Consider the following 22,775-nt stretch of genomic DNA (forward strand, 5'->3'; position numbering starts at 1 on the left):
TTGCGATTTGGAGCGGGCGTTATGGTTTATAGAGCTAATAGGATTGCTACCGCTTTGGCGCTCTCGCTAATCCTTGGCGCCTGTGGAGGATCATCTCCCTCTGGTGAAAGCGGAGATGGAGGCAGCGATGTATTGCTTCCGCCGGCGAGGATTGTTTTAGCTGGCACCATAGGTGTTGAGGCCAACACACGGGTTGACGCTGACACTGCAGATGGCCTCGTTCTTGGCGAACTCCCGTTGACGGAGCCCCAGCTGCTGCCTGCCTCCTTTATTCTCGCTGGGTATGTAAGCTTTAGGGACGAGTCCCGCGGCACCAATAGTCCTTTTGATGATTTCCCGAAGGACCCGGAGGATCAGTTTCGGGTGCCATTTGAGCCGGGAGAGCGTTTGTCACTGCGCACCTTCAGTGAGATGGCTGGCGGGCCTCTGGTAACACTGGCGCTACGCCGTCTGGATGGGACAGAGCTGGAATCGCAGACAACGGACCCGATTAACAAGATGTTTTCTGCCAGCGTCAGTCTGCCAGCCACGGAGGAGGCGGGCGACTATCTTGTGGTGGTTTCTGCAGATGATTTTGACCCTCCGCCAGTCCGTTATGTACTTTCGAAAACAGCCGGTGCGCAGTCTTTGGCATTGAACCTTGACTGGCCCAGGCACGCCTTTGTTCCAGGAAGAGCTGTTGTTGCCATGGCTGATTATGCAGGCACACCCATGTCTGCATCTAACCAGATTGCGGGCAATGTAATCCGGGCACTGGATCATCAGCACTGGCTGGTGACTATGCCCGCCAGTCGTATGTCCAGGCAATCAGCAAACGAACAGAATACTCTTGACTGGATTGATACGCTGAGACAACAGCCCGGAGTTGTGAGTGCGACACCTGACTATATAGTGTCGGCTCAAAGCCCCATGAATGAGCCGCTATATCCCAAACAGTGGCATTATGACCTGATCAATTTGCCTGCTGCATGGCAGCTTGTTCCCGGTGGAGGCGCCGGCGTTAAAGTGGCGGTGCTTGATACTGGGCTGTTCAGAGACGGGCTGGGCTGGCACCCGGATATAGCAGCCAATGTTGTTACCCTGATACCTGCCGGAGCAGACTTCGTATCAGCAGAATTCGACAATGATGTCCCGCCCGGCCGGGATGGTGACCCGAGGGATCCAGGCAATGCTGCGGGTAACAACGTGTTTCATGGGACTCACGTCGCAGGCACGGTCGTTGCCAATGCCACGAACCAGCTCGGTGGAACGGGCGTAGCCTTTGGCGCCGAACTGCTTCCAGTCAGGGTTTTGGGGGAAGGTGGTATAGGATCATCCACGGACCTGATTGATGCGATCCGCTGGGTTGGTTCTGGCACACCGGTGAAGGCAGACATCATTAATTTAAGTCTTGGCGGTTTGCCCGAAATACCCGCGTTGCAGAACGCTATTGATGAAGTTGTCGCTAATGGCGTGATTGTGGTGGCTGCGGCTGGCAACCAGGCAAGCTCTTCCCCAGCCTATCCAGCTGCTGCGGAAGGTGTGTTTTCTGTAAGCGCAGTGGATGCTGGTGGCAGCCTCGCCGGTTACTCCAATTTTGGCCCCTGGATTGATCTTGCAGCTCCCGGAGGCGATGTGCGCAGGGATGCAAACCTAGATGGCTTGGCTGATCTGGTTATCAGCTCCAGTGCTAGTCTTGGCCCCGACGGGTTTGAGCCGGATTATACAGGGCTGCAGGGTACTTCTATGGCGGCTCCGCATGTTGCGGGTGTTTTTGCCCTCATGAAGAGCCTCAAGCCAGATCTCAATACTGGAACATTGGTTTCCTGGCTTGCAGGAGGTCAGCTCACCACGCCTGTTCCCGGCGGCAGGTCAGGTGCCCTCGGGTACGGCACTATCGATTCGGCCAAGGCGGTATTGGCCGCCATCGATAATCCCTCTGTTACCATACTGTCCGCATCGCCTGCGGCAATCAGCCTGTCGTCGGAAACAAGGCTATCTCAGACTGTTGAGTTGCAGGTGCTGGGTGACCAAACCAATAATCTGGTGATTAATCCGACCATAGCGAGCCCGGCATGGCTTGATGTGACCCTTTCGGCGGTGCGGCCATTTTCAATTACAGTGACGCTTAATGAGCAGGCACTCGAAGAGGATGTTCCGGTACGCACCAGTCTGGAGGTGAACTACACAACCGATAGCACCAGAGTTCTTCACATTCCTGTGGTGGCTGAGCTGGTAACGGATGAAAATGCACGCAATGCGGGAAGGCACTTTGTATTGCTGGTATACACTGAGCCCAATGAACAAGGTCAGCTTGAAGCCGCTGCTCAGGTTTCCATGACTGCCGTAAATGGAACCTATCAGTTTGGTTTTCGTCTGAATGACGGAACGCAGGGCGCAAGCTTTGCGGATGTGCCCCCAGGCGATTACTATCTGGTCGCAGGCTCAGATCTGGATAATGACGGTATTATTTGCCAGTCGGGAGAGGCATGTGCAGAGTACCCGGTCACCGGCATGCGAGAGGTGATTACTGTCGATGAGAATACCGATCTGAAGGATATCCGTATGGCGACAGGCTATTTTCGCCCAACTATTTCCACAGCAACACCTGATGTACTGCCTCGTCCCGGATTTACCGGTTACAAACTGAAAATGCCACATTCGCATGGCGTGGCTGCACCCAAAAAAATCGGAGTTGAACGTTGATAGCAGTATTCAGAAAGGTGCTGACAGGAGCGCCGTTGGTTACTTTGCTGACAGGGTATTTGTTGGCTGCGGGATGTGCATCTTCAGACGTTATTGAAACGGGGCCCGATGAGCTTTTGGCTCGGCAGGTTATCCAGTCCGCCCATTGCGGCCTGAGTGGCCCCGGACTGGCCTATGTTCAGACCCCCGAACGATTACAGCAGTTACTCGATCTGCCGGCTCAGAATATAGCCGTCCAGCAGCTGCGACAGGTGGACCTTGAAAAGGAACATCTGCTGTTTATTACCTTGGGCGAAAAGCCAACGGGCGGCTACAGTGTCAGCCTGGTTTCGGCGAATGCTGAGGGCACCGGAAGCCCGCTACGGCTTGCTGTTGCCGCTCGCTCTCCGGCGCCGGGAACCATGACCACTCAGGTTATTACGTCGGCCTGTGTGGTGGTGGCGGTTCCAGCGCATGACTGGCCGGAAATCCGGGTGTCAGGCATTCGGGACAAGGATTTGGTTTTAGCGCCCTGAGACGGCTTTTTCTGCAATATTTATCGGCGTTTCGTCCAGCGCCGGTAAACCCTTCAAGAACTCAAGAAGTAGAACCGCTAAAGCAGGGTATAGATCGCTAACGGTACTAACCTTCTCGCAGCGCGCCGCAAATGCAGGCAGCCAGTTCAGCAGCTCTTCTTCAATAAAGGCTTTTATCTGATCCAGAGTAGGCCCGGATTCGGGCTTTTCTGCTTTGTTCAGAAAGGCGTCGAATCCTTCACCCAGATATTCAAGCATCACTGATAGGTGGTCGGATGGCTCCCGGAAGTCTGCCGAAACTTCTTGCTGGCTTGCGGCCAGCCGTTCCTGCATGCGTTCCTGTGGCTCAGCAAAAAACCGATTGCCCTCAGAGCTGTAAAAAGACGCATAAGGAGGGGCGCTGTTTTGCCCATCCATCAGGAACATGGCGGCGAAATCTGCCGCCAGTTCCAATCGCGAGTGTGATAGCAGAGTAAGGCCGGTAAATGCGTTGCGTAGCCGTTGAACGGTACTGGCAAGCCCCGGCAGCTCTGCCAGCGAGGAGAGGACGGCATCGCCTTCCCCCCGTTGGTACGCCAGTAACTGCTCCTGGGTCAGCTCGACCGCAAACAGGCCGGCAAACCAGTTGCAGAGCGCAGGATGGCGCCAGTCTGCATTCATACTTCGACCTCAATAGGGCCGCCAAACGAGGTGACTGCCGGTGCAGCTCCCTTGAACTTCTCCATATCAACCAGGCAAGTATTGGCACTAGTGGCTTGGGACAACCGTGAGGTGCCTATGTCCATGGTCAGGGTGTTGGGGTCGCCGTATGTGTCCAGTGAACCGATACTGGCATCTTCCGGGCCGTACCACGCGCCTTCCTGAATACGGATTACGCCGGGCGGGAAGTTGTCGGAGACTACTGCGCCAGCCAGCAATTGGCCACGGTCGTTGAACACGCGCACCAGATCGCCGTCTGCTATGCCTCGGGCTTTTGCATCTTCCGGGCCCATAAATACGGGTTCACGCCCCTGAACAGTATAAGTGGCACGGAACTCTTCCGATTCGCACATTTGTGAGTGCAGGCGGTTGTCCGGATGCACTGATTGCAGCCACAAGGGGAACTTGTCAGAGCCCGGGCCACCGTGTGATCTCTCGGCTTTCTCCATCCAGCTGGGATAGGCCTTGCAGTCGTCATAGCCGTAGCGGCCGATTTTTCGGCTACTGATTTCAATAAAACCGGAAGGAGTACCCAGCGCGTTCAGTTCCGGGTCTTCCCGGAAATCGGCGTGCCGCACCCAAGGCTTGCCAGCCCCAAAGTCGACATAGCCAGCTTCCCAGAACTCTTCGAATTCCGGCATCTTGAAGCCGGCTTTCTGGTTTTCATCCCGGCAGGCATTGTATAGATGGCGCAGCCACTGACCTTCGTCCATGCTGCGACGGTATTCTTCATGGCGACCAAAGCGGCGGCAGAGTTCTGTGAATATGTCGAAATCCGTGCGCGAATGGAACAAAGGGTCCACCAGCTTATGCATGGCCAGCAGGCCGCGGTTGCTGTAGGAGCCGTAAATGTCGATATCGTTGCGTTCAAACTGTGTACATGCGGGCAACACCAAATCCGAGAAGCGGCAGGTGGCGTTCCACGCAAAATCGATGGTAACCGCAGTCTCCAGCTTGCGATAAGCCTTCTTCATGCGGTTTCGATCCTGATGGCGATGCCATGGGTTACAACCACTGAAGACCACCATACGAATTTCGGGGTAGGTGACTTCGCTGCCGTTGTATTCGATTTTCTCTCCCGGAGACAGAATGCTGTCAACCCAACGCGCAATCGGAATGGTGCTGCTTGCACCTTTGTAATCCATGCTTGGGTGTTTGGGCTCTTTACCCGCATCAATGTTGCGCGGGAAGGCTCCTGGCGCACTGGCACCCGAGGCAGATACCCCGATTGAGCTGTAGTGGTGGGCGTAGCTGATGCCGCCGCCTGGCAAGCCAATCTGGCCGAGCATGGTGGCGATAACAGCACCCATCCAGTAAGGCTGCTCGCCATGCTGTTGACGCTGAACCGCCCAGCCAAAGAGAAGCTGTGTGCGATCCGAAGCCAGCAGGCGGGCAAACTCACGAATTTTGTCTTCATCTATCCCGCAAATGGCTGACGCCCAGGCCGGGGTTTTCTCAACCTTGTCGTCGGTTTCGCCCATCACATAGTCAATGAAGTCTTTGAAGCCCAGCGCGTAGGTTTCGATGAACTTCTTGTCGTAGAGGTTTTCAGTATACAAAGTGTGGGCGATGCCCAGCATGAAGGGTACGTCGGTCATCGGATTGACGTATAGCTGCTCGCAGCCCAGATAGTTTTGGGTTTTGGAGCGAACCGGGTCGACGCTGATTACACGGATACTACCGTCGGCAACTTTGCCTTTCAGTTGTTCCAGATACTCGTAGGATTCGTGGGTTTCGCAGTTCCAGCCAACCTGCAGGTTTTTGACCGGGTCATTGGCCCACAGAATGATGGTTTTACTGTTATCCAGAATCAGCGGCCAGGATGTGCCCTGGCTGTAAACTTCAGTAGAGCCTAAAACATAGGGCAGAATGCCCTGGGCAGCGCCGGTGGAGTAGTCACCAATTGTTGCGACTGAGTTACCATGCATGCCGAGGGCTCGAGCCATGTGGTTACCGCAGCTGTGCACCTGTCCGGTCTGACGCCATCCGGTGGAGTGGTGCAGGGCAGCCGGGCCGTGGGTGGTTTGCACCCGCTCCAGCTCTTCATAAAACAGATCCAGGGCTTCGTCCCAGGTCAGTCGCACAAAGCGGTTGTCGCCACGCTGAGTGCGGTCGCTGTTCTCGCGATTCTTCAGCCAGTCGATCCGGGCCATGGGGTATCGAATGCGGGAAGGGTTGTAGATAACACCCATCACGCCTTTGATCATCTCAGTCGGGTACTTGTCCTGCTCAAACGGCTTGATTTCAGCAACCTTGCCGCCTTTCACCAGTGCCTTGATGGCGCCCCAGTGTGAGCCGGTGGTTTTCCAGGACCCCTCAGCAGATACGGCAGCTTCGGCTGCCCGCATTAACAGGCCCGGGCCGAGCATGGCCCCTGCTGATACGGAGGCCAGTCCTTGCATAAATTGTCTGCGTGTAATCGCCATGGTATGCCTCAAAAGTCAGTGTGCGTTCTCAGCAAAATCGGAAGAGTGCAGCTGCAGGTACTTCAGTACCAGCGCTTGGGTCTCTGCGTTCATATTGGTGAAACCGACCATGCCAGAGAACATTGCTGGCCAGGTGTTGGCGTCAAAATGTGCAGGTGCGGGCTCGCCATGGCAAACGCTGCAGCCATCGGAATATGTCTGGTCAGCATAGCCCCAGAGCGCATCACGATCCGGAAGAAGACCGCCCTTTTTCGCCCACAAGGTAATGTCTGCCTGCTCCCAGGAGAGGCCTGTTAAATCGTCCACTTTGTTTTCGCCCACATCGAAACGGGCGTCGTCAGTGGCAACATCTTTTTCGAGAACCGCACTGGCTACGTTAAGACCGAAGCCTTCGTACATGATGCGGCCGAAACCTTTCTGTTTGCGCCATCCAGACACCTGAACTTCCAGAGCATCACCTTTGGTGCTAATCAGGTTTACAGACGAGGCAGGATCTAGGTAGCCAGCCAGGTTCTGTAGTTCGGGGTCTGTGTAAAGATCAACTGATGTGACCGTGTAATAGGTTTCTCCGGTTGACAGGCGCGCGCCAGCTGCCTGCTCCATCAAGCGTGCAAGTGCCGGGTCAACTCCGGTGTTCATCTCTTTGGGCAAATTGTGCGCAATACCTTTGTGGCAATCGAGGCAGCTTTGGTTGCGTTCAGCAGCGGGCTTCATGAAACGGCGGGCTTCGTCGCCCATCTTGTCCCAGTCCATGCTGTCGTAATCGTGACAGTTGCGGCATTCCAGCGAATTGTTGGCCGAAAACCTGGCCCACTCATGCTGGGCAAGCTCCAGGCGTTTGGCTTCGAACTTTTCGGGGGTGTTGATGGTGCCAAAGATGGCGCCCCACACCTCTTTACTGGCTTGCATTTTCCGCGCAATCTTATCTGTCCAGTTGTGCGGAACATGGCAATCAGGGCAGGTAGCGCGAACCCCCGTTCGGTTTTCATAGTGCACAGTGTCCTTCAGCTCTTCATAAACGTTGTCTTTCATTTCATGACAACTGATGCAAAAGGCTTCGGTGTTGGTTACCTCCAGAGCTGTGTTGAAGCCGCCCCAAAAGATAATACCGGCAACGAAACCAGTAATGATGACCAGCCCCAAGCTGATGTGGACTGGCGGGCGGTTGAGAATTCGCCAAAAGGATTTTATGCGCTTTAACATGAGGTTCTGCCCGAGTCAGATTTTTGTAGTTTGTAACCGAAGTGGTTGGCGGTTTGATTCATGGGTGGCCAGGGGGACCGAAGAACATTTGTCCAATCCAAACAGCAAAACCATAGCCACCCACAACGGCAACGGAGGTTGCTGGCAGGATTACAAAAGTCACCATTAATAGAGCCCGCCACTCCCGGGCTTTGGTTATTGGTGCACCATCTTCATCGGTCGTTGCCGAAGTAACAGGCTGATCGCCCATGACCATACTCCCTCTATATTATTTATATGCTCTTTCAATTCTGCGCTTATAACAGGGGAGTGTAGTTGATATTTGTCATTTATTCGCCGTGATTGTTGAGTCGTGACTGTTTCACCAAAGTATGGCCTTGGTGCAGGAACCGCAATCAGCCGTTGATCTTTGGCCGCGAATCCATAAGCTATGGGAACGAATTTTTCTTCCTGCGGAGTCACGTCCAGCCTATGAGTGAGCAACAATACAACGCCGATGCCATTGAAGTACTGAGTGGCCTGGATCCAGTGCGTAAGCGCCCTGGTATGTATACAGACACCAGTCGCCCGAATCACCTGGCCCAGGAAGTCATCGATAACAGTGTGGATGAAGCTCTGGCTGGCCACGCTCGCCGCATCGATGTGGTGCTTTATACCGACGGATCCTTGAGTGTTGAAGACGATGGCCGGGGTATGCCGGTTGACCTTCACAAGGAAGAAGGGCTGTCCGGGGTTGAGTTGATCCTGACACGGTTACATGCAGGCGGTAAGTTCTCCCAGGGTAACTACAACTTTTCAGGTGGCTTGCACGGTGTTGGGGTGTCGGTAGTTAACGCACTGTCAAAACATCTTGAAATCAGCGTAAAACGCGATGGCCAACTCCACCACATGACCTTTGCCAATGGCGAGAAGGCCACTGAGCTGGAAGTTATCGACACAGTTGGTAAGCGAAATACAGGCACACGCATAAAATTCACGCCGGATACAAAGTATTTCGACAGCCCGAATTTTTCTGTGAGCCGCCTGCGCCATAACCTGCGTGCCAAAGCGGTGCTTTGCCCTAGCCTGACAGTAACCTTTACGCAGGAAAAAACTGGCGAAAAAGATGAGTGGTTCTACGAGGAGGGGCTTCGTGATTATCTACGCTCTGCCTTGGTAGATGTAGAGGTGGTTCCTCTGGAACCCTTTATCGGGAGTTTTTCCAGTAAGAATGAAGCGGTTGACTGGGCTATTCAGTGGCTTCCGGAAGGCGGCGAAGCGGTCATGGAAAGTTATGTAAACCTGATTCCAACCATTCAGGGAGGCACCCATGTAAACGGCCTGCGTACCGGGCTGCTCGAAGCCATGCGGGAATTTTGCGAGTTCCGCAGTTTGCTGCCAAGGGGCGTCAAGCTCTCTCCCGAGGATATCTGGGAAAAAGCGGCTTACGTGCTTTCCTTCAAGATGCAAGAACCGCAGTTTTCGGGGCAGACCAAAGAGCGTTTGTCGTCGCGGGAGGCTGCAGGTTTCATTTCCGGTGTAGTCAAGGATGCCTTCAGCTTATGGCTGAACCAACATACTGATGTGGCTGAAGTGCTGGCGGAGTTGTTTATTAGCAATGCCCAGCGCAGGCTAAAGGCCAGCAAGAAGGTGGCCCGTAAAAGAGTAACATCCGGCCCGGCTTTACCGGGAAAGCTGGCGGACTGCTCTGGTGGTGATACCGCTCGCTCTGAACTGTTTCTGGTTGAAGGGGATTCTGCTGGAGGCTCTGCAAAACAGGCCCGCGATCGTGAGTTTCAGGCGGTGATGCCATTGCGCGGTAAAATCCTGAATACTTGGGAAGTAGATTCCAGCGAAATTCTGGCTTCCCAGGAGATCCACGACATTGCTGTCGCCATAGGCGTAGACCCCAACTCGGATCAGCTTGGGGGCCTGCGTTATAACAAAATCTGCATTCTTGCGGATGCTGACTCTGATGGCCTGCACATCGCAACCTTGTTGTGCGCTCTGTTCCTCAAGCATTTCAGGCCCGTTGTTGCTGCAGGCCATGTGTTTGTCGCCATGCCACCGCTTTACCGTGTGGATCTTGGTAAGGAAACTTTTTATGCCCTCGACGAGCATGAGAAACAAGGAATACTGGATCGTATTGAAGCCGAGAAGCGCAAAGGCAAGATTTCGGTAACCCGCTTTAAAGGGCTGGGTGAAATGAACCCGTTGCAACTCCGCGAAACCACCATGGCACCCGATACTCGTCGTCTGGTTATGCTGACCATTGAAGAGGGTGACGACACAGACAGCCGAATGGACATGCTTCTGGGCAAGAAGCGGGCGTCAGATCGGAGAGCCTGGCTGGAGGCCTACGGCAACATGGCGGATGTCGGGGGTTAGTCGATCGATATTCTATTTGGACCTATAAAAAGACATCGTTATTCTTTTTAATTTGTCTTGAGGCTCGTTATCCTGCCGGTTTTATGATCGGGAAATACCGTAATGGACTGGCAGGGATGGTTTGCGCTCGGCATGGCCGGCGCCGCGCTTATACTTATGAGCTCAGGACGCTATGCGCCCCACCTGGTTCTGATGGTTGTGCTTATTGCGCTCAGTGCCAGTGGCATTATTTCGGCTGGTCAGGCCCTTTCGGGGTTTAGTAATACAGGCCTGATCACTGTTGTAGCTCTATTTGTGGTGGCAGCAGGTATTCATCATTCTGGTGGGGTCGATTTACTGGTCCGGCACCTGCTCCGAAACCCCAAAACTGTTCGCTCAGCGCAAGCGCGCATCACTCTGCCGGTTGCACTGCTGAGCGGCTTCCTCAACAACACCCCCGTTGTGGCAACCATGATTCCGGCGGTTCATGCCTGGTCCAGAAAGATCGGCATCGCGCCCTCCAAACTGATGATCCCCCTTAGCTATTCCGCCATCCTTGGTGGCACGCTCACCATGATTGGCACCAGCACCAACCTGGTCGTTAACGGCCAGTACGAACAACTCACGGGTGGCCCCGGGCTGTCCATTTTTTCGATCACCGCGGTTGGTTTGCCTGTGGCAATTCTGGGTATTGCCGCAATCCTTCTGTTCATGCCTCGCGCTCTTCCAAATCGTGAAGATCGGCACAAATTTGGCTCCATGAGGGAGTTCACTCTCGAGGTGGCGGTTGCCATTGATGGGCCACTGGTTGGTAAAACGGTAGGTGAGGCGGGCCTGAGGGAGCTGGACCGGCTCTATTTGGTTGAGATAGAGCGTGATGGCAGCGTAGTGACTGCGGTGCCATCCGAAGAGCGCCTGTGTGGTGGCGATCGCCTTGTATTTGCGGGGGATACCCAGGCAATCTCCGATCTGCTTCGGATTAACGGTATTGTGCCTTCAGAGCACGCAGATGAGCCCAGCTTGAGTCAGCATCGCGCTGAACGCTGTCTGATGGAGGCGGCCCTGTCTCCGCAATCAGAAGTGCTGGGATTGACCATTCGTGATGCGCGGTTCCGGGAGCGCTACGGGGCGGTAGTTTTGGCTGTTGCCCGGGGTGGTGCCCGAGTATCAGGGAATCTGGGTAATATTCAGCTCAAGCCCGGCGACGTGTTGTTACTGGAGGCCCGGCCCGCGTTTGTAAGTCGCCAGCGTTACAACAAGGATTTTCTGCTTATTAACGACCTGGAAACCGAGGCGCCCAGACACAATCGTGCCTGGCTGTCCTGGGGGATCCTGGTTGTGCTGGTGGGGCTGGCAGCTTGCGGTGTTCTCAGCATGCTGAATGCCGCGTTACTGGGCGCAGCGCTGATGATTATGACTGGCTGTTGCTCTGTAGGGCAGGCACAGAAGTCCGTGGACGTTCCGGTGGTGCTTACTATTGCGGCTTCCTTTGCACTGGGTGCTGCATTGCAGGAGACCGGAGCAGCCACATTCCTCGCTGGAGCGATTCTCGGCCTGAGCAAAGGGCATGTTTTACTGGCTCTGTTTCTGGTTTATTGTTCGGTATCGGTGCTTACAGAGGTGATCACTAATAACGCAGCAGCTGTATTGGTCATTCCGGTGGTGCTATCAATGACCAATACGATGGGAGTTGCGGCTGAGCCTTTTGTGATTGCGGTAATGATGGCAGCTTCGGCCAGCTTCGCCACGCCTTTGGGGTATCAAACCAATATGATGGTGTTCGGCCCCGGGGGGTATCGGTTCGGGGACTTTGTGCGTGTTGGTTTGCCGATGAATGTGTTTATTGGGCTGGTGTCTGTGGCGGTGATTGCGATGGTGTACGGAGTCAGCCCGGGTTAATGGTCGTTACTGCGGGGCGTTGGCCAGAATATCGCAGCAAAGCACCCTCTGCTTGTCGTGATGAGTGAAGCACAATGACAGGGTGACGCACATATAAGCGCCGGTTACACAAAGATAGGGAGCGGTAACGTGGAGTTTGCCAGGCTGAGCCAGCGCCTGGCGAAGATACTGTTGCCTGTACCAGTCTGCCTTGCTGGTGCTTTCCAGCGGCTTGAAGCGCGGATCCAGCCCCCGGCTTCCTGTATCCGATATCAGTGTATCTTCTATCTGAACCCCTTGACTATCTGCCAGGTAACAGCGTGATACCGGGCCGTGATTCAGCAAATCCCTGCACGCTTGTGCCATACAGGTGTCAGCCTGCAGCAATTTGGTGGCGTTTTGAAAATCGTTCCAGAAGAAGTCTGCCAAATAACGGGTCGGGTCCTGGGTGATTTGATGTCTTGCTTTGTAGTCCTGCAGCAGTTGATCGAAATCCGTCGGTGCATTAGAAAGGCTGGCCAGATCTGTACTAGGCCGGCAGAAGTAGAATCCCTGAACAAAGTCCACGCCAGCATCGATAGCAATCATCGCCTGATCGCTGGTCTCAACACCTTCCAATAATACCAGGCACCCGGATTGATGCAGCAGCGAAACAATGCCGTTCAGAATCTGTCGTGCCTTATGATCTTCAGTGGCTCGCGTCAGTAATTTACGATCCAGCTTTACTATGTCGGGTGACAAGTTCCAGATTCGTTCAAAATTCGAGTGTCCAGCGCCAAAGTCGTCAATGGCTGTAAGACAGCCAAGCTCACGATAGTAGGCAACGGTGTCGCGTAGACGATCTGCGTCGTCTGTTGGCTGTTCAACAATCTCGATGACGATCCGGTGGGGTGGGAGCTTCGTTTTTGCCAGCAGGTTGCCAAAAAAAGAATCTGCTTGGCTGCCGCTGGTTACAGCCCGGGGAGAAACGTTCAGGAACAGCCAGTTAAGCTGGTCTTCGATGCCGCTGTAATTCTGCATATGCAGGTATCGGCAAAGCCGGTCAAGCAGAAGGTTTTCTGCATCAGACGATGGAAGTTCAAAGAGGTGTATGGGCAGAACGTTCGAGAGGTCCGGGTCCTGCGCCCGTATCAGCGCTTCGTAGCCAATGGTTCGCTTGTGAGAAATGCTGTAGATCGGCTGGAGGGCCGTTCTCAAGGTAAGTCCGCGAAAGCCCGCTGTCCAGGAATCGCCATCTCTGCGGAGCATCGGTGATATCAGATCAACCTCGGGATCCGCCAGCGTTTCCGGGATTGCTTCAGGCTGCATAGTGTATTTTGAATCATTGAACGAATACATCAGGTGCTACTGTAAAATCGCACTTGAACGATCACTGACCAGTGTTGGCTATGAACTGGAAAAGCCAGAGTAAACTGATAGTTGGAGGGAGGTTGCCAAAAAAAGAATGGCATTACCACTGTTTCATGAATAAATTTGAAACAGGTTGTAAGCTTTGTGGAGTCTGCACTGTTTAGCGGTGGTTTTGGCGGCTCTTTAAGACAAGAACCGCCAAATAATCAGTTGTTGCTCGGGATTACAACAGATTCGTCGAATTCAAGTTCCATGTCGTGTTCTCCATGATCAATGTAGCCCCCGAAGGGGTGTTTCAAATGTGGAGTAAGTGTAGTTGATACAAGGAATTCGACAATGCGTACAATCCGAACGCGACCAAAGTCAAGACTTTTTTAAAGTGGATTTGGCTTGATCAAAATTTCTGATGATGGGGCGCAAAACATTCCGATTTCATTTGAGGGTGCTGCTTCCTATACTTTAGCTCTCAAACGTTCAGTGTGGATAAGGAGGCCCTGGTTGCTATGCAAATAAGAAATACACCCGCCGGTTATGGTTGGCTAGCCATAGTTGCTCACTGGCTTGTTGCTGTGGCAGTGCTGGGTTTGTTTGCTCTTGGTTTCTGGATGGTTGACTTGTCCTACTATGACGAGTGGTATCGACGCGGTCCGGACATTCACAGAAGTGTGGGTATTTTACTGTTTGCTCTGGTGATATTTCGGTTGCTTTGGCGGTTATTCACCCCATCACCGGAATCAATTCCTGCGCACAAGCGTTGGGAGGTTCTGAGTGCTCGTGCCGCTCACGGTCTATTGTATGTCCTGATATTTGTCGCCATGGTGAGCGGCTATCTGATTTCAACCGCTGATGGTTCATCCATCAGCGTATTTGGCTGGTTTGAAGTGCCATCCGTCACCGGCCAAATTAAAGGGCTGGAGGATACCGCCGGGTTGGTGCACTACTGGAGTACCTGGGCATTGGTTGGCCTGGCTGCTTTGCACGCCGCTGGTGCGTTGAAGCACCATTTCATAGACCGGGACGAAACCTTGCGTCGGATGTTGGTTCCGGCGCGTGGGGATGATTGAACATTTCTGTTTACTTAAGAGGAGAATATTATGAGGAAATTATTGCTCGCATCTGCTGTTTCCATGGCGCTGGTGGGAAGTGTTCAGGCTAATGAAGCCAGCGGAACCTATGCGTTTGACGTAGAAGGTGCCCATCAGTTCATCACGTTCAAAATCTCCCATTTAGGCTACAGCTGGCTCTATGGGCGCTTCAACGATTTTGATGGCCAGTTTGTTTACGATGCAGAAAATCCTGAAAACAGCACCGTAAACGTAACCATTGATACAGCCAGTCTGGACTCCAACCATGCCGAACGCGACAAGCATTTGCGGGGCAAGGATTTCCTGAACGTGAGCAAGTTTCCGCAAGCGACCTTCAAAAGTAAGCGAGTGATCGTTGATGAAGACGGTGAGGCGGATGTTGTGGGTGATTTTACACTTCACGGTGTAACCCGCGAAGTAACCCTGGATGTGGAAATGCTGGGTCACGGCAAGGACCCCTGGGGTGGCTACCGCATGGGATTTGAGGCAGAAACCGAGCTGCGGCTTGAAGATTTTGGTATCCCTGCAAGCCTTGGCGAAGCCTCCGAGACTGTAGAAATTACTATCTCGATTGAAGGCGTTCGCCAGTAAATTGCGGGCTTGCCCCTGCCAGGGCAGGTTTCGGGGTTAAACCCGGAACCTGCCTGTTTGTTTCTCCAGTTCTCGTGCGTAACCGTCAAGTGACTGGCTGATGTTGTCAATGTCTTTTGATCGCGTCGCGCTTTCGGATGCCAAGTCGTTAATTTCTGTGATGCTGCGGTTAATCTCGTCAACCACCTGAGTTTGCTCTTCGGTTGCTGAGGCAACGCTGGTGTTCATGTCGGTGATTCTGGTCATTGCTTCGAGGATAGCATTTAACTGATGCTCGGCTTCCGATGCCAGTTTTACGGTTTCTGTTGCTTCCCGGCTTCCGGTTTCCATCACTGACACGATATCGGCAACGCCGGTTTGCAGTGCCTCAATCATAGCCTGAATGTCCTCTGTGGATTGTTGCGTGCGCTTTGCCAGGGTGCGAACTTCATCTGCAACCACTGCAAATCCACGCCCCTGATCGCCCGCTCGGGCAGCCTCAATGGCTGCGTTCAAAGCCAGCAAGTTTGTCTGTTCCGCAATGCCCCGGATTACGTCGAGTACCGAGGCAATATTGTCGGAGTCATCGGAGAGTTTGCGAATAACATCTACCGCTTTGGTGATTTGCGCTGACAGGCGACGAACCTGATCTGAAGACTTTCGGATAATGTCTGCGCTGGTATTGCCTTTGTTCTCTGCCTCTCTTGTGACATCGGCAGCCAAAGATGCATTGCCGGCCACCTCTTCTATAGCACTTTGCATTTCGTTTATGGCCGTCGCAACCATCGAAATGGCACCGGTTTGCTGGCTTACACCTTCATTGTTGTCGTTTGAGGCCTGACGCAGACTGTCTGCGCCCTGACTCAGTTCTATGGTCAGTTGTTGTATCGATGCCACCATGGACTGGAGGTTTTCCAGAACCTGATTGAAGCTCCTCGCCAAGGCGCCGAGATCGTCGTCCGTTTCGACAGGAATGCGGTGGGTCAGATCGCCTTCGCCTTGCGCGATGTTGTCCAGATGCTCCCTGAGCGTTGATATAGAGCGGATGATCATCCTCAGGACGACAATGAACAGCGCGATGCTGCCTGCAATTGCGATAACGGTAATTGTGAGAATTGCCACGGAGCTATTCTGGCCCTCATTCGATACAGCCAGTGCGCTTGCCTGAGCTTGATCATCTGCATGAGCGCCGACTTGGTCAAAATAGTTGCGGAGGGCTTCGAAGTGCCTGGTGGTTTCCGTTGCTGCAAGGCTTCTGGCTTTTTCCGGCTGGTCTTCTGCGGCCAGTTTGATGACGCTGCGTGCCGATTGCTCCCACTTCTTGAATGCAGTGTCAAAGCCCTGCTCAATGGCGGATACGCCCGTGCCTTCAAGTTGCTCCACGGTTTTCTCAAAACGCTCTCTGGCCTGGCCAGCATTTTCGTTAAACGCCGTAAGAAATCGGGAACCATCTTCGTTGTTGATTCTGGCGTCCACATACGACATTTGAGCCACCAGAGCCTGATAGAGGTCGCGATCTCCATTCAGGATGCGGCTAACGGATGTCAGGTAGGTATCGGCTATTCGTTCCGTACCCGAGACGAGGTTGCGAGTGGTACTAACGCTAAATAACCCTATAAAAATAAGGGCAATAGCGGTGGTGGCGAAAGGGAGGGCGATTTTTGAGCGTAGCCCGAAGCGATTGCCGGTGGTCATAGTGAGCTCTTGTGTCTGCTGATGATTTATTCAAATCATAGCAGCGCTGAGCCGGGTGTCAGGGTTTAATTGAGATGCAGATTGGGATAGATCGAGCTTTCAGGGGGTCAGGCGTCGGAATGCAGGCTTTGGTGTGGGTTTGCTGGTGCTTCCTGGTCGGTGCTGCAAGAACGGCAAAGGTGGCGTTGACGCCAGAACTGAGCAGCAAAAATAACAAGTCCTATAAGCAGGCCAGCCCAAAGGTAGGGTGCAGGAACCTGAAAGCTGCCACTGATTGCAAACTCAACAAGGAGCATCAGTACAACGGCTAATGCCGCATTTACTATCGCCGTAGTCAGCGCTTGCCCGCAGGCCTTTAGATTGGGTTTCATAGTGTTCCGCTTGTTTGAAGGGAAAACGGTCTTCTATTCATCAGTGGTTAGGAGCATACGGTGCACCTTACAGACTCTCCATGCGGGAATTCCGCTATTGGAAGGGGCCAGATAAGACGCGCAAGAGCTGTTCTGGCCAATATATCTGCAGGTTGTTGGTGTATCAGCTCTGCGCTCCATATAATGTCCCACTGCACCGGCCCCGTGATTATTCCGGGTGCACAGGGTAGCATCACGAACGTATTTCAAATCAGGCAATACAGGCAACAAAAGAGGCATCCATGCCAGAGTTTCAGACCACGGATGAAGGCTTTGAGCGGGTATCACTCAGGGATTACACCGAAAAAGCCTATCTCGACTACTCCATGTACGTCATTCTTGACCGCGCGCTTCCCAATGTCGGGGATGGGCTGAAGCCGGTTCAGCGGCGCATCATTTACGCCATGTCAGAGCTGGGCCTCAAATCTACCTCAAAATACAAGAAGTCGGCCCGAACCGTGGGTGATGTTCTTGGTAAGTTCCACCCCCACGGAGATAGCGCCTGTTATGAAGCCATGGTGCTCATGGCTCAACCCTTCTCCTATCGCTATCCGCTTGTGGACGGCCAAGGTAACTGGGGTGCGCCAGATGATCCCAAATCCTTTGCTGCCATGCGCTATACAGAATCCCGGTTGGCGCGCTTCTCTGATCTGTTGCTGACAGAGCTAGGCCACGGAACCGTAGACTGGGTGCCAAACTTTGACGGCACCATGGACGAGCCCTCAGTGTTGCCTGCAAGGCTGCCCCACGTGCTGCTTAACGGCACTACCGGCATCGCAGTGGGCATGGCGACAGACATACCGCCCCATAACGTAAGGGAAGTCACCGCGGCCTGTATCCGGCTACTGGATGAGCCCGACGCGACAGTTGACCAACTGTGCGAGCATGTTAAAGGGCCGGATTTCCCGACTAATGCGGAGATCATCACACCTCGCAAAGATCTGCTTCAGATGTACGAGACCGGCCGTGGCTCCTTGCGCATGCGTGCCCGTTGGGTGCGGGAGACTGGAGAGATTGTGGTAACGGATCTGCCACACCAGGTTTCGGGAAATCGTGTTCTCGAGCAGATTGCCCACCAGATGCAAACCAAAAAGTTGCCCATGGTGGCGGATCTCCGTGATGAATCGGACCATGAAAACCCGACCCGGCTGGTAATTGTGCCGCGATCGAACCGTGTGGATCTCGACGGGCTCATGGCGCACCTGTTTGCCAGCACAGATCTTGAAAAAACCTATCGCGTGAATATCAATGTGATCGGTAATGATGGCCGCCCTGGTGTGAAGGGTCTGCACCAGATGCTTACGGAGTGGCTGGCGTTTCGGCGTACCACGGTGACCCGTCGATTGCAGCACCGCCTCGATAAGGTTCTGGCGCGTTTGCACATTCTTGAAGGCCTGTTGATTGCCTACCTGAATATTGATGAAGTCATTCACATTATCCGCACGGAAGATAAGCCCAAATTAGTGTTTATGGAGCGGTTCGGGCTTTCTTCGGAGCAGGCCGAATCTATCCTTGAGCTGAAGTTGCGGCACCTGGCGAAACTTGAGGAAATGAAAATCCGCGGCGAGCAGGACGAGTTGGCCGCGGAGCGAGATGAGCTCCAGTCCATTCTGGGCTCCGAAACCCGCTTGAGTGATCTGATCAAAAGCGAGCTGCTGGCGGATGCTGAAGAATATGGCGACGATCGTCGTTCACCCATTGTTCAGCGTGAAGAGGCCAAGGCGTTCAGTGAGAATGATCTGGTTTCCAATGATCCGGTTACCGTTGTGCTGTCTGATAAAGGCTGGGTGCGGGCGGCCAAAGGCCATGATATAGATCCTGATGGGCTGAGCTACAAATCCGGAGACGGTTTTGCTCTGGCTGCCCGAGGGCGCAATAACCAGCAGACTATTTTCATCGACTCTACAGGCCGGGCTTATTCATTGATGGCCCATAGCCTGCCGTCGGCGCGAGGGCAGGGCGAACCGCTTACGGGGAGGATCAATCCACCGTCGGGGGCCAGTTTCTCAGGTCTCTTGATGGGTGACCCGGCTCGCAAGGCGTTGCTGGTGACCGACGGTGGTTACGGCTTTGTGACGTCATTGAACGATATGATCAGTAAAAACCGGAACGGCAAGGCAGTAGTCAGTGTGCCAAAGGGCGCGAAAATTATGCCGCCGGTGGTCATACCGGCGACCGACAAAAAGCTCTATCTGGGGGCAATCTCCAATGAGGGCAGAATGCTTGTGTTCCCTCTCAGTGAGCTACCGGAACTGAGTAAAGGTAAGGGCAACAAGATTATCAGCATCCCCTCCGCACGGGTGCAGAACCGCGAGGAGTATGTCGTAGCTGTAGCTGTGTTCGCCGAGGATGATCAGCTGGAAATTCGGGCGGGCAAGCGCAAGATGGGGCTGCAGTTTGCCGATCTTGAGCACTATATTGGGGAGCGCGGCCGGCGCGGGCACAAGTTGCCCCGTGGCTTGCAGCGTGTTGATGCGATTGAGGTTATCCCTTCGGCCGCCCGGGCAAAGGAAGAAGAAAGCTCCAAGTTGGAGAGTTCTGAAAATGGAGATTTCCAACCGTGAGTGAACTCGTTCTGATAAACGTATCCGGGCGCGACAAGCCCGGCCTTACGTCGGAGATTACCGGCATCATGGGCCGCTACGACGTTCGGATTCTCGACATAGGGCAGGCGGTGATTCACGATCACCTGACCTGGGGCATTCTCATAGAGATTCCCGACGAGTCCAAATCCTCCCCTGTAATCCGTGATTTGTTATTCCGCTTTCACGCGCTGGACCTTCAGGTGAGGTTTGCTCCGATCACTATTGAGGAATATCAGAACTGGGCGGAGGGCCGTAATCGAGCCTGTTATATCGTTACTTTGCTTTCACGGGACATCAAGGCTGAGCAGATCGCCAGAGTGTCTGCCATTACTGCCCGGCATGGATTGAACATTGATAATATTTCCAGGCTGTCGGCCAGGCCGTCACTTAACACCTCCAGCGACGGGATCGCCTGCGTAGAGTTCTCGGTTCGAGGCACGCCGTCAGATCTTGAGCAGCTCAGAGCAGATTTTCTGCATATAGCAGGCGAGATGAATGTGGATATCGCATTCCAGGAAGATTCTATCTTCCGCCGCAATCGCCGCCTGGTGGTGTTTGATATGGACTCCACGCTTATTGAAGCTGAAGTGATCGACGAGTTGGCAGTGGAGGCGGGTGTTGGTGAGCAGGTTGCAGAGATCACCGAGCGTGCCATGCAGGGTGAGCTGGATTTTAGCCAGAGCTTTGCTGAACGTCTTGCGTTACTGAAGGGCCTGGATGAATCTGTGTTGGAGCGGGTTGCCAGCAGGTTGAAGATGACGGAAGGTGCGGAGCATCTGATCCGGAGCCTGAAAGCCTTGGGCTACCGTACTGCAATTCTCTCCGGTGGCTTTACCTATTTCGCCAGGCACCTGCAGAACAAGCTGGGCATTGATTATATCTACGCCAATGAGCTGGAGATCCGGGATGGCAAGGTAACCGGTGAGGTTTCCGGCCAGATTGTCGATGGCAAGCGCAAGGCAGAGCTTTTACTGGAAATTGCGGGTAAAGAACACATTTCCCGGGAGCAGGTGATTGCAGTGGGAGATGGCGCCAACGACCTGCCCATGTTGAGCCAGGCTGGCTTGGGCGTTGCCTTTCGGGCTAAACCCCTGGTTAAGGAGTCTGCCCGGCATGCTATTTCAACGCTTGGTCTGGACGCTATTCTCTATCTGATAGGCTTCCGTGAAAGTGAAACCAACCAGGGGTTGAAGAACGCCGGCCTGTGAGCCGGCATTCTTCAGGCTCAGTGATCCCCGAAGTCGTAATTCATCTCGGCGGCGGGAGCTTGCAGGTAGTAGCCCTGAATGTAGTTCACTCCTGCCTGCCATAGAGTAGCAAGAACGCTGGCATTCTCTACCAGAGGGATAATGGTGAGTTTGCCAGCGCTTTGCAGGCTCTGTACCAATTCCTTCATCTGCTCCTTGGCTTTGTCGCTCTTCTGCAGTTCTTCCGTAAAAGACCCATCTATTTTTACGTAATCCGCATTTATGTGTTTCAGCGTAAGGAACGGATCCAGTGCGCAACCGAACTGGGCAATGGAAACCTTGCAGTGGAGTTCGTGCAGAGCTTTAGTTAGCTCCTTGGCGTGCTTCGTGTGGTTGTTTGCGTCGCCTTCGCGGATCTGGAAAACAAGCGAATCGCCCGGCAAACGGGCTGCCTTCAGTGCCACACTCAGCCAGGGTGTAAAGGTCTTGTCTTGCAGGGTTTCCGCCGTCACGTTTAGGAACATGCGGGTATCCTTGCCTTTTGCTCGGTGGGTGGCCAGCTGCTTTACAGACTGCAAGATAACCCATCGGTCAATTTTGATGGCAGTGTCGCTTGGCCCCATGGGAGGCAAGAAATCGTAGGGCGAGACTTCTTTCTCATCTTTGTCGAGCATTCGAACGAAAGCTTCGTAATGTTCTTCGCCTTCACCGCGAAGGTTGATAATTGGCTGGAACATGAGACGGAACCTGTCTTCATCCAATGCCTTCAGGATCGCATCAATCGAGTTGCTGTCATCCAGCGCTTCATGATCCACCGGGTTGTAAACCCCGATGCCATTGCCCTGAGAGTGACCTTCCTGCTTACGTACATCGGAAGAGGCAATGTGTGCCCGGGCCAGAAGCTCTTCGGTCTTGGGTGAGTTTTCAGTGATGGATGCAATGCCAATGCTGACAGTCAGGGGAACCGTGCGGCCGTTTATATCGAAGAGGTGCTCATCTATAGCTTTGCGAATCTGCTCACACCGAGCGATCATCGATTTTTCATCGCAGGGCAGGCACAGTAGTCCGAACGCGTCATCGCTCAGGCGTGCCAGCATGAGGTCATCCCCTGCCTGTTGCCTCAGGAGGCCTGCCAGATCTCCAAGCAGTAGATCTGCACCGGAAATGCCCACATCGCTTTTCATGGACATGAAATTGTCGAGAGCAATATAGGCCAGTGCGCCGGTTTCATTGTCTTTGCCGGCTTTGGCAATCGCCTGTTCGAGCTCTTTCATGAGGTATTGGCGATTATACAGCCCTGTAAGAAGGTCCTGGCTGCTGATCTCCCGCAGCTTCTCTTCAAGCTCGGCGTCGCTATGTTCAGGCTGCAAAACGATCTGAGTGCAGGCTTCGCCGTCGTAGGTTGCAGCAGACACTGACATGGTGACATTCAGTTCGTGGTCGTCACTGCGCCTGGTTGTGCAGTTTAGCGCCAAGCCATCCTCGCCATTCTCTGCAAAAGACTTCATGAAGGATCGGTAGTCTGCCTGGCTCTCGGGTGTCAGGGTATCCAGAACAGGGACGCACATCAGGTCATCAATGTCGTCGTAGCCGAGAAATTCCAGATAAGACTGGTTGGCATAAATATGCATGCCATCGTTGATGTAGGCGATGGCGTCTTTAGAGCTTTCCAGAAGAAGTTGGCAACGTTGCTCTGCTTCGCGCAGATGTGACTCCAACGCTCGGCGGCGGCGGCGGTCTTCAAGTGCTTTCAGTTCGCGTTTGACCGTGAGCACCAGAAGGTCGCTGTGCTCGAACTTTACCGTTCCCTGGGCGCCGGCCTTCATTACAGTAACTGTTCTTTCCCGGCTTTCCTCTTCTGTCAGAAACAGGCAAGGGATGTCTTTGTCCATGCGCTTTATCATGGCCAGAGCGGCATCTGCCGTGAACTCCTGCTCCAGATCACGGGCCAATAGCAGATCCCAGTTGCCACTTTTGAGGGCTTCTTCCAGATCCTCTTCAGATGTAACGCGGTGTGCTCTTGTGGCTTTACCTGCGTTTCTCAGCAGACTGATCAGGGACTCTGCATCGTTCTGTGAAGGGTCGAGAATCAGGAGGTGTACGGTCGGGTTCTGTTTCTGCATTCCTTAGGCGTCTCGTCA

16 protein-coding genes are annotated in these 22,775 nt (G+C 53.7%); 8 read left to right on the forward strand and 8 right to left on the reverse strand.

The window, feature by feature from the left end; all coding sequences use genetic code 11:
* Positions 1–21: 21 nt before the first annotated feature.
* Both FFI61_RS01720 and FFI61_RS01725 read left to right on the forward strand, forming a co-directional pair.
* A complete protein-coding gene (locus FFI61_RS01720; protein WP_200369057.1) occupies positions 22–2,685 on the forward strand; it encodes a S8 family serine peptidase in 2,664 nt (887 codons plus the stop codon).
* Positions 2,682–3,200, forward strand: coding sequence for a protease complex subunit PrcB family protein (locus FFI61_RS01725; RefSeq protein WP_200369058.1), 519 nt, complete (start codon positions 2,682–2,684; stop codon positions 3,198–3,200). Before FFI61_RS01720 ends, FFI61_RS01725 begins: the two co-directional genes overlap by 4 nt.
* Here the strand turns inward: FFI61_RS01725 and torD are convergent.
* From torD to FFI61_RS01745, 4 genes are read right to left on the reverse strand one after another with little or no spacing between them, the layout of a single operon-like run.
* On the reverse strand, positions 3,189–3,860 hold the full coding sequence (gene torD, locus FFI61_RS01730; protein ID WP_200369059.1) for a molecular chaperone TorD: 672 nt from the start codon (positions 3,858–3,860) through the stop codon (positions 3,189–3,191). The two genes, FFI61_RS01725 and torD, sit on opposite strands and share 12 nt — an antisense overlap.
* Positions 3,857–6,325: a trimethylamine-N-oxide reductase TorA gene (gene torA / locus FFI61_RS01735; RefSeq protein WP_200369060.1), complete on the reverse strand. Its 2,469-nt coding sequence runs from the start codon at positions 6,323–6,325 to the stop codon at positions 3,857–3,859. Before torA ends, torD begins: the two co-directional genes overlap by 4 nt.
* A gap of 15 nt (positions 6,326–6,340) precedes the next feature.
* Positions 6,341–7,528: a pentaheme c-type cytochrome TorC gene (gene torC, locus FFI61_RS01740; RefSeq protein ID WP_200202590.1), complete on the reverse strand. Its 1,188-nt coding sequence runs from the start codon at positions 7,526–7,528 to the stop codon at positions 6,341–6,343.
* Positions 7,529–7,586: 58 nt separating this feature from the next.
* Positions 7,587–7,778 carry a periplasmic nitrate reductase, NapE protein gene (locus tag FFI61_RS01745; RefSeq protein ID WP_200202589.1) on the reverse strand — a complete coding sequence of 64 codons (192 nt, stop codon included), beginning with the start codon at positions 7,776–7,778 and terminating at the stop codon, positions 7,587–7,589.
* 221 nt (positions 7,779–7,999) lie between these two features.
* Here FFI61_RS01745 and parE point away from each other — a divergent pair, with 221 nt between their 5' ends.
* Together parE and FFI61_RS01755 are read left to right on the forward strand one after the other, a co-directional pair.
* Positions 8,000–9,895, forward strand: coding sequence for a DNA topoisomerase IV subunit B (parE, locus tag FFI61_RS01750; protein ID WP_200202588.1), 1,896 nt, complete (start codon positions 8,000–8,002; stop codon positions 9,893–9,895).
* Between the two features lie 102 nt (positions 9,896–9,997).
* Entirely contained in the window at positions 9,998–11,773 is a 1,776-nt protein-coding gene (locus tag FFI61_RS01755; protein WP_200202587.1) for an SLC13 family permease, read from the forward strand.
* A 6-nt stretch (positions 11,774–11,779) separates the two neighbouring features.
* Here the strand turns inward: FFI61_RS01755 and FFI61_RS01760 are convergent, their stop codons facing one another.
* Complete coding sequence (locus FFI61_RS01760) at positions 11,780–13,060, reverse strand: EAL domain-containing protein (protein ID WP_227714549.1); 1,281 nt, start codon at positions 13,058–13,060, stop codon at positions 11,780–11,782.
* 545 nt (positions 13,061–13,605) lie between these two features.
* Here FFI61_RS01760 and FFI61_RS01765 point away from each other — a divergent pair.
* Together FFI61_RS01765 and FFI61_RS01770 are read left to right on the forward strand one after the other, a co-directional pair.
* Positions 13,606–14,166, forward strand: a complete 561-nt coding sequence (locus FFI61_RS01765) for a cytochrome b (protein WP_200202586.1) — start codon at positions 13,606–13,608, stop codon at positions 14,164–14,166.
* 30 nt (positions 14,167–14,196) lie between these two features.
* Positions 14,197–14,778: a YceI family protein gene (locus FFI61_RS01770; protein WP_200202585.1), complete on the forward strand. Its 582-nt coding sequence runs from the start codon at positions 14,197–14,199 to the stop codon at positions 14,776–14,778.
* A 36-nt stretch (positions 14,779–14,814) separates the two neighbouring features.
* Here FFI61_RS01770 and FFI61_RS01775 read toward each other — a convergent pair whose 3' ends face one another.
* Entirely contained in the window at positions 14,815–16,452 is a 1,638-nt protein-coding gene (locus FFI61_RS01775; RefSeq protein WP_200202780.1) for a methyl-accepting chemotaxis protein, read from the reverse strand.
* Between the two features lie 107 nt (positions 16,453–16,559).
* Positions 16,560–16,823 carry a hypothetical protein gene (locus FFI61_RS01780; protein ID WP_200202584.1) on the reverse strand — a complete coding sequence of 88 codons (264 nt, stop codon included), beginning with the start codon at positions 16,821–16,823 and terminating at the stop codon, positions 16,560–16,562.
* A 281-nt stretch (positions 16,824–17,104) separates the two neighbouring features.
* Here FFI61_RS01780 and parC point away from each other — a divergent pair, with 281 nt between their 5' ends.
* The gene (gene parC / locus FFI61_RS01785; protein ID WP_200369061.1) at positions 17,105–19,426 is read left to right on the forward strand and encodes a DNA topoisomerase IV subunit A; all 2,322 of its coding nucleotides are present in this window, start codon (positions 17,105–17,107) and stop codon (positions 19,424–19,426) included.
* A complete protein-coding gene (serB, locus tag FFI61_RS01790; protein ID WP_200202582.1) occupies positions 19,423–20,655 on the forward strand; it encodes a phosphoserine phosphatase SerB in 1,233 nt (410 codons plus the stop codon). The genes parC and serB overlap by 4 nt, the downstream gene beginning before the upstream one ends.
* A gap of 17 nt (positions 20,656–20,672) precedes the next feature.
* Here the strand turns inward: serB and FFI61_RS01795 are convergent, their stop codons facing one another.
* The gene (locus FFI61_RS01795; RefSeq protein ID WP_200202581.1) at positions 20,673–22,757 is read right to left on the reverse strand and encodes an EAL domain-containing protein; all 2,085 of its coding nucleotides are present in this window, start codon (positions 22,755–22,757) and stop codon (positions 20,673–20,675) included.
* Positions 22,758–22,775: the final 18 nt, after the last annotated feature.

It is taken from the genome of Marinobacter sp. DY40_1A1, assembly GCF_016597815.1.
GTDB lineage: Bacteria > Pseudomonadota > Gammaproteobacteria > Pseudomonadales > Oleiphilaceae > Marinobacter > Marinobacter xiaoshiensis.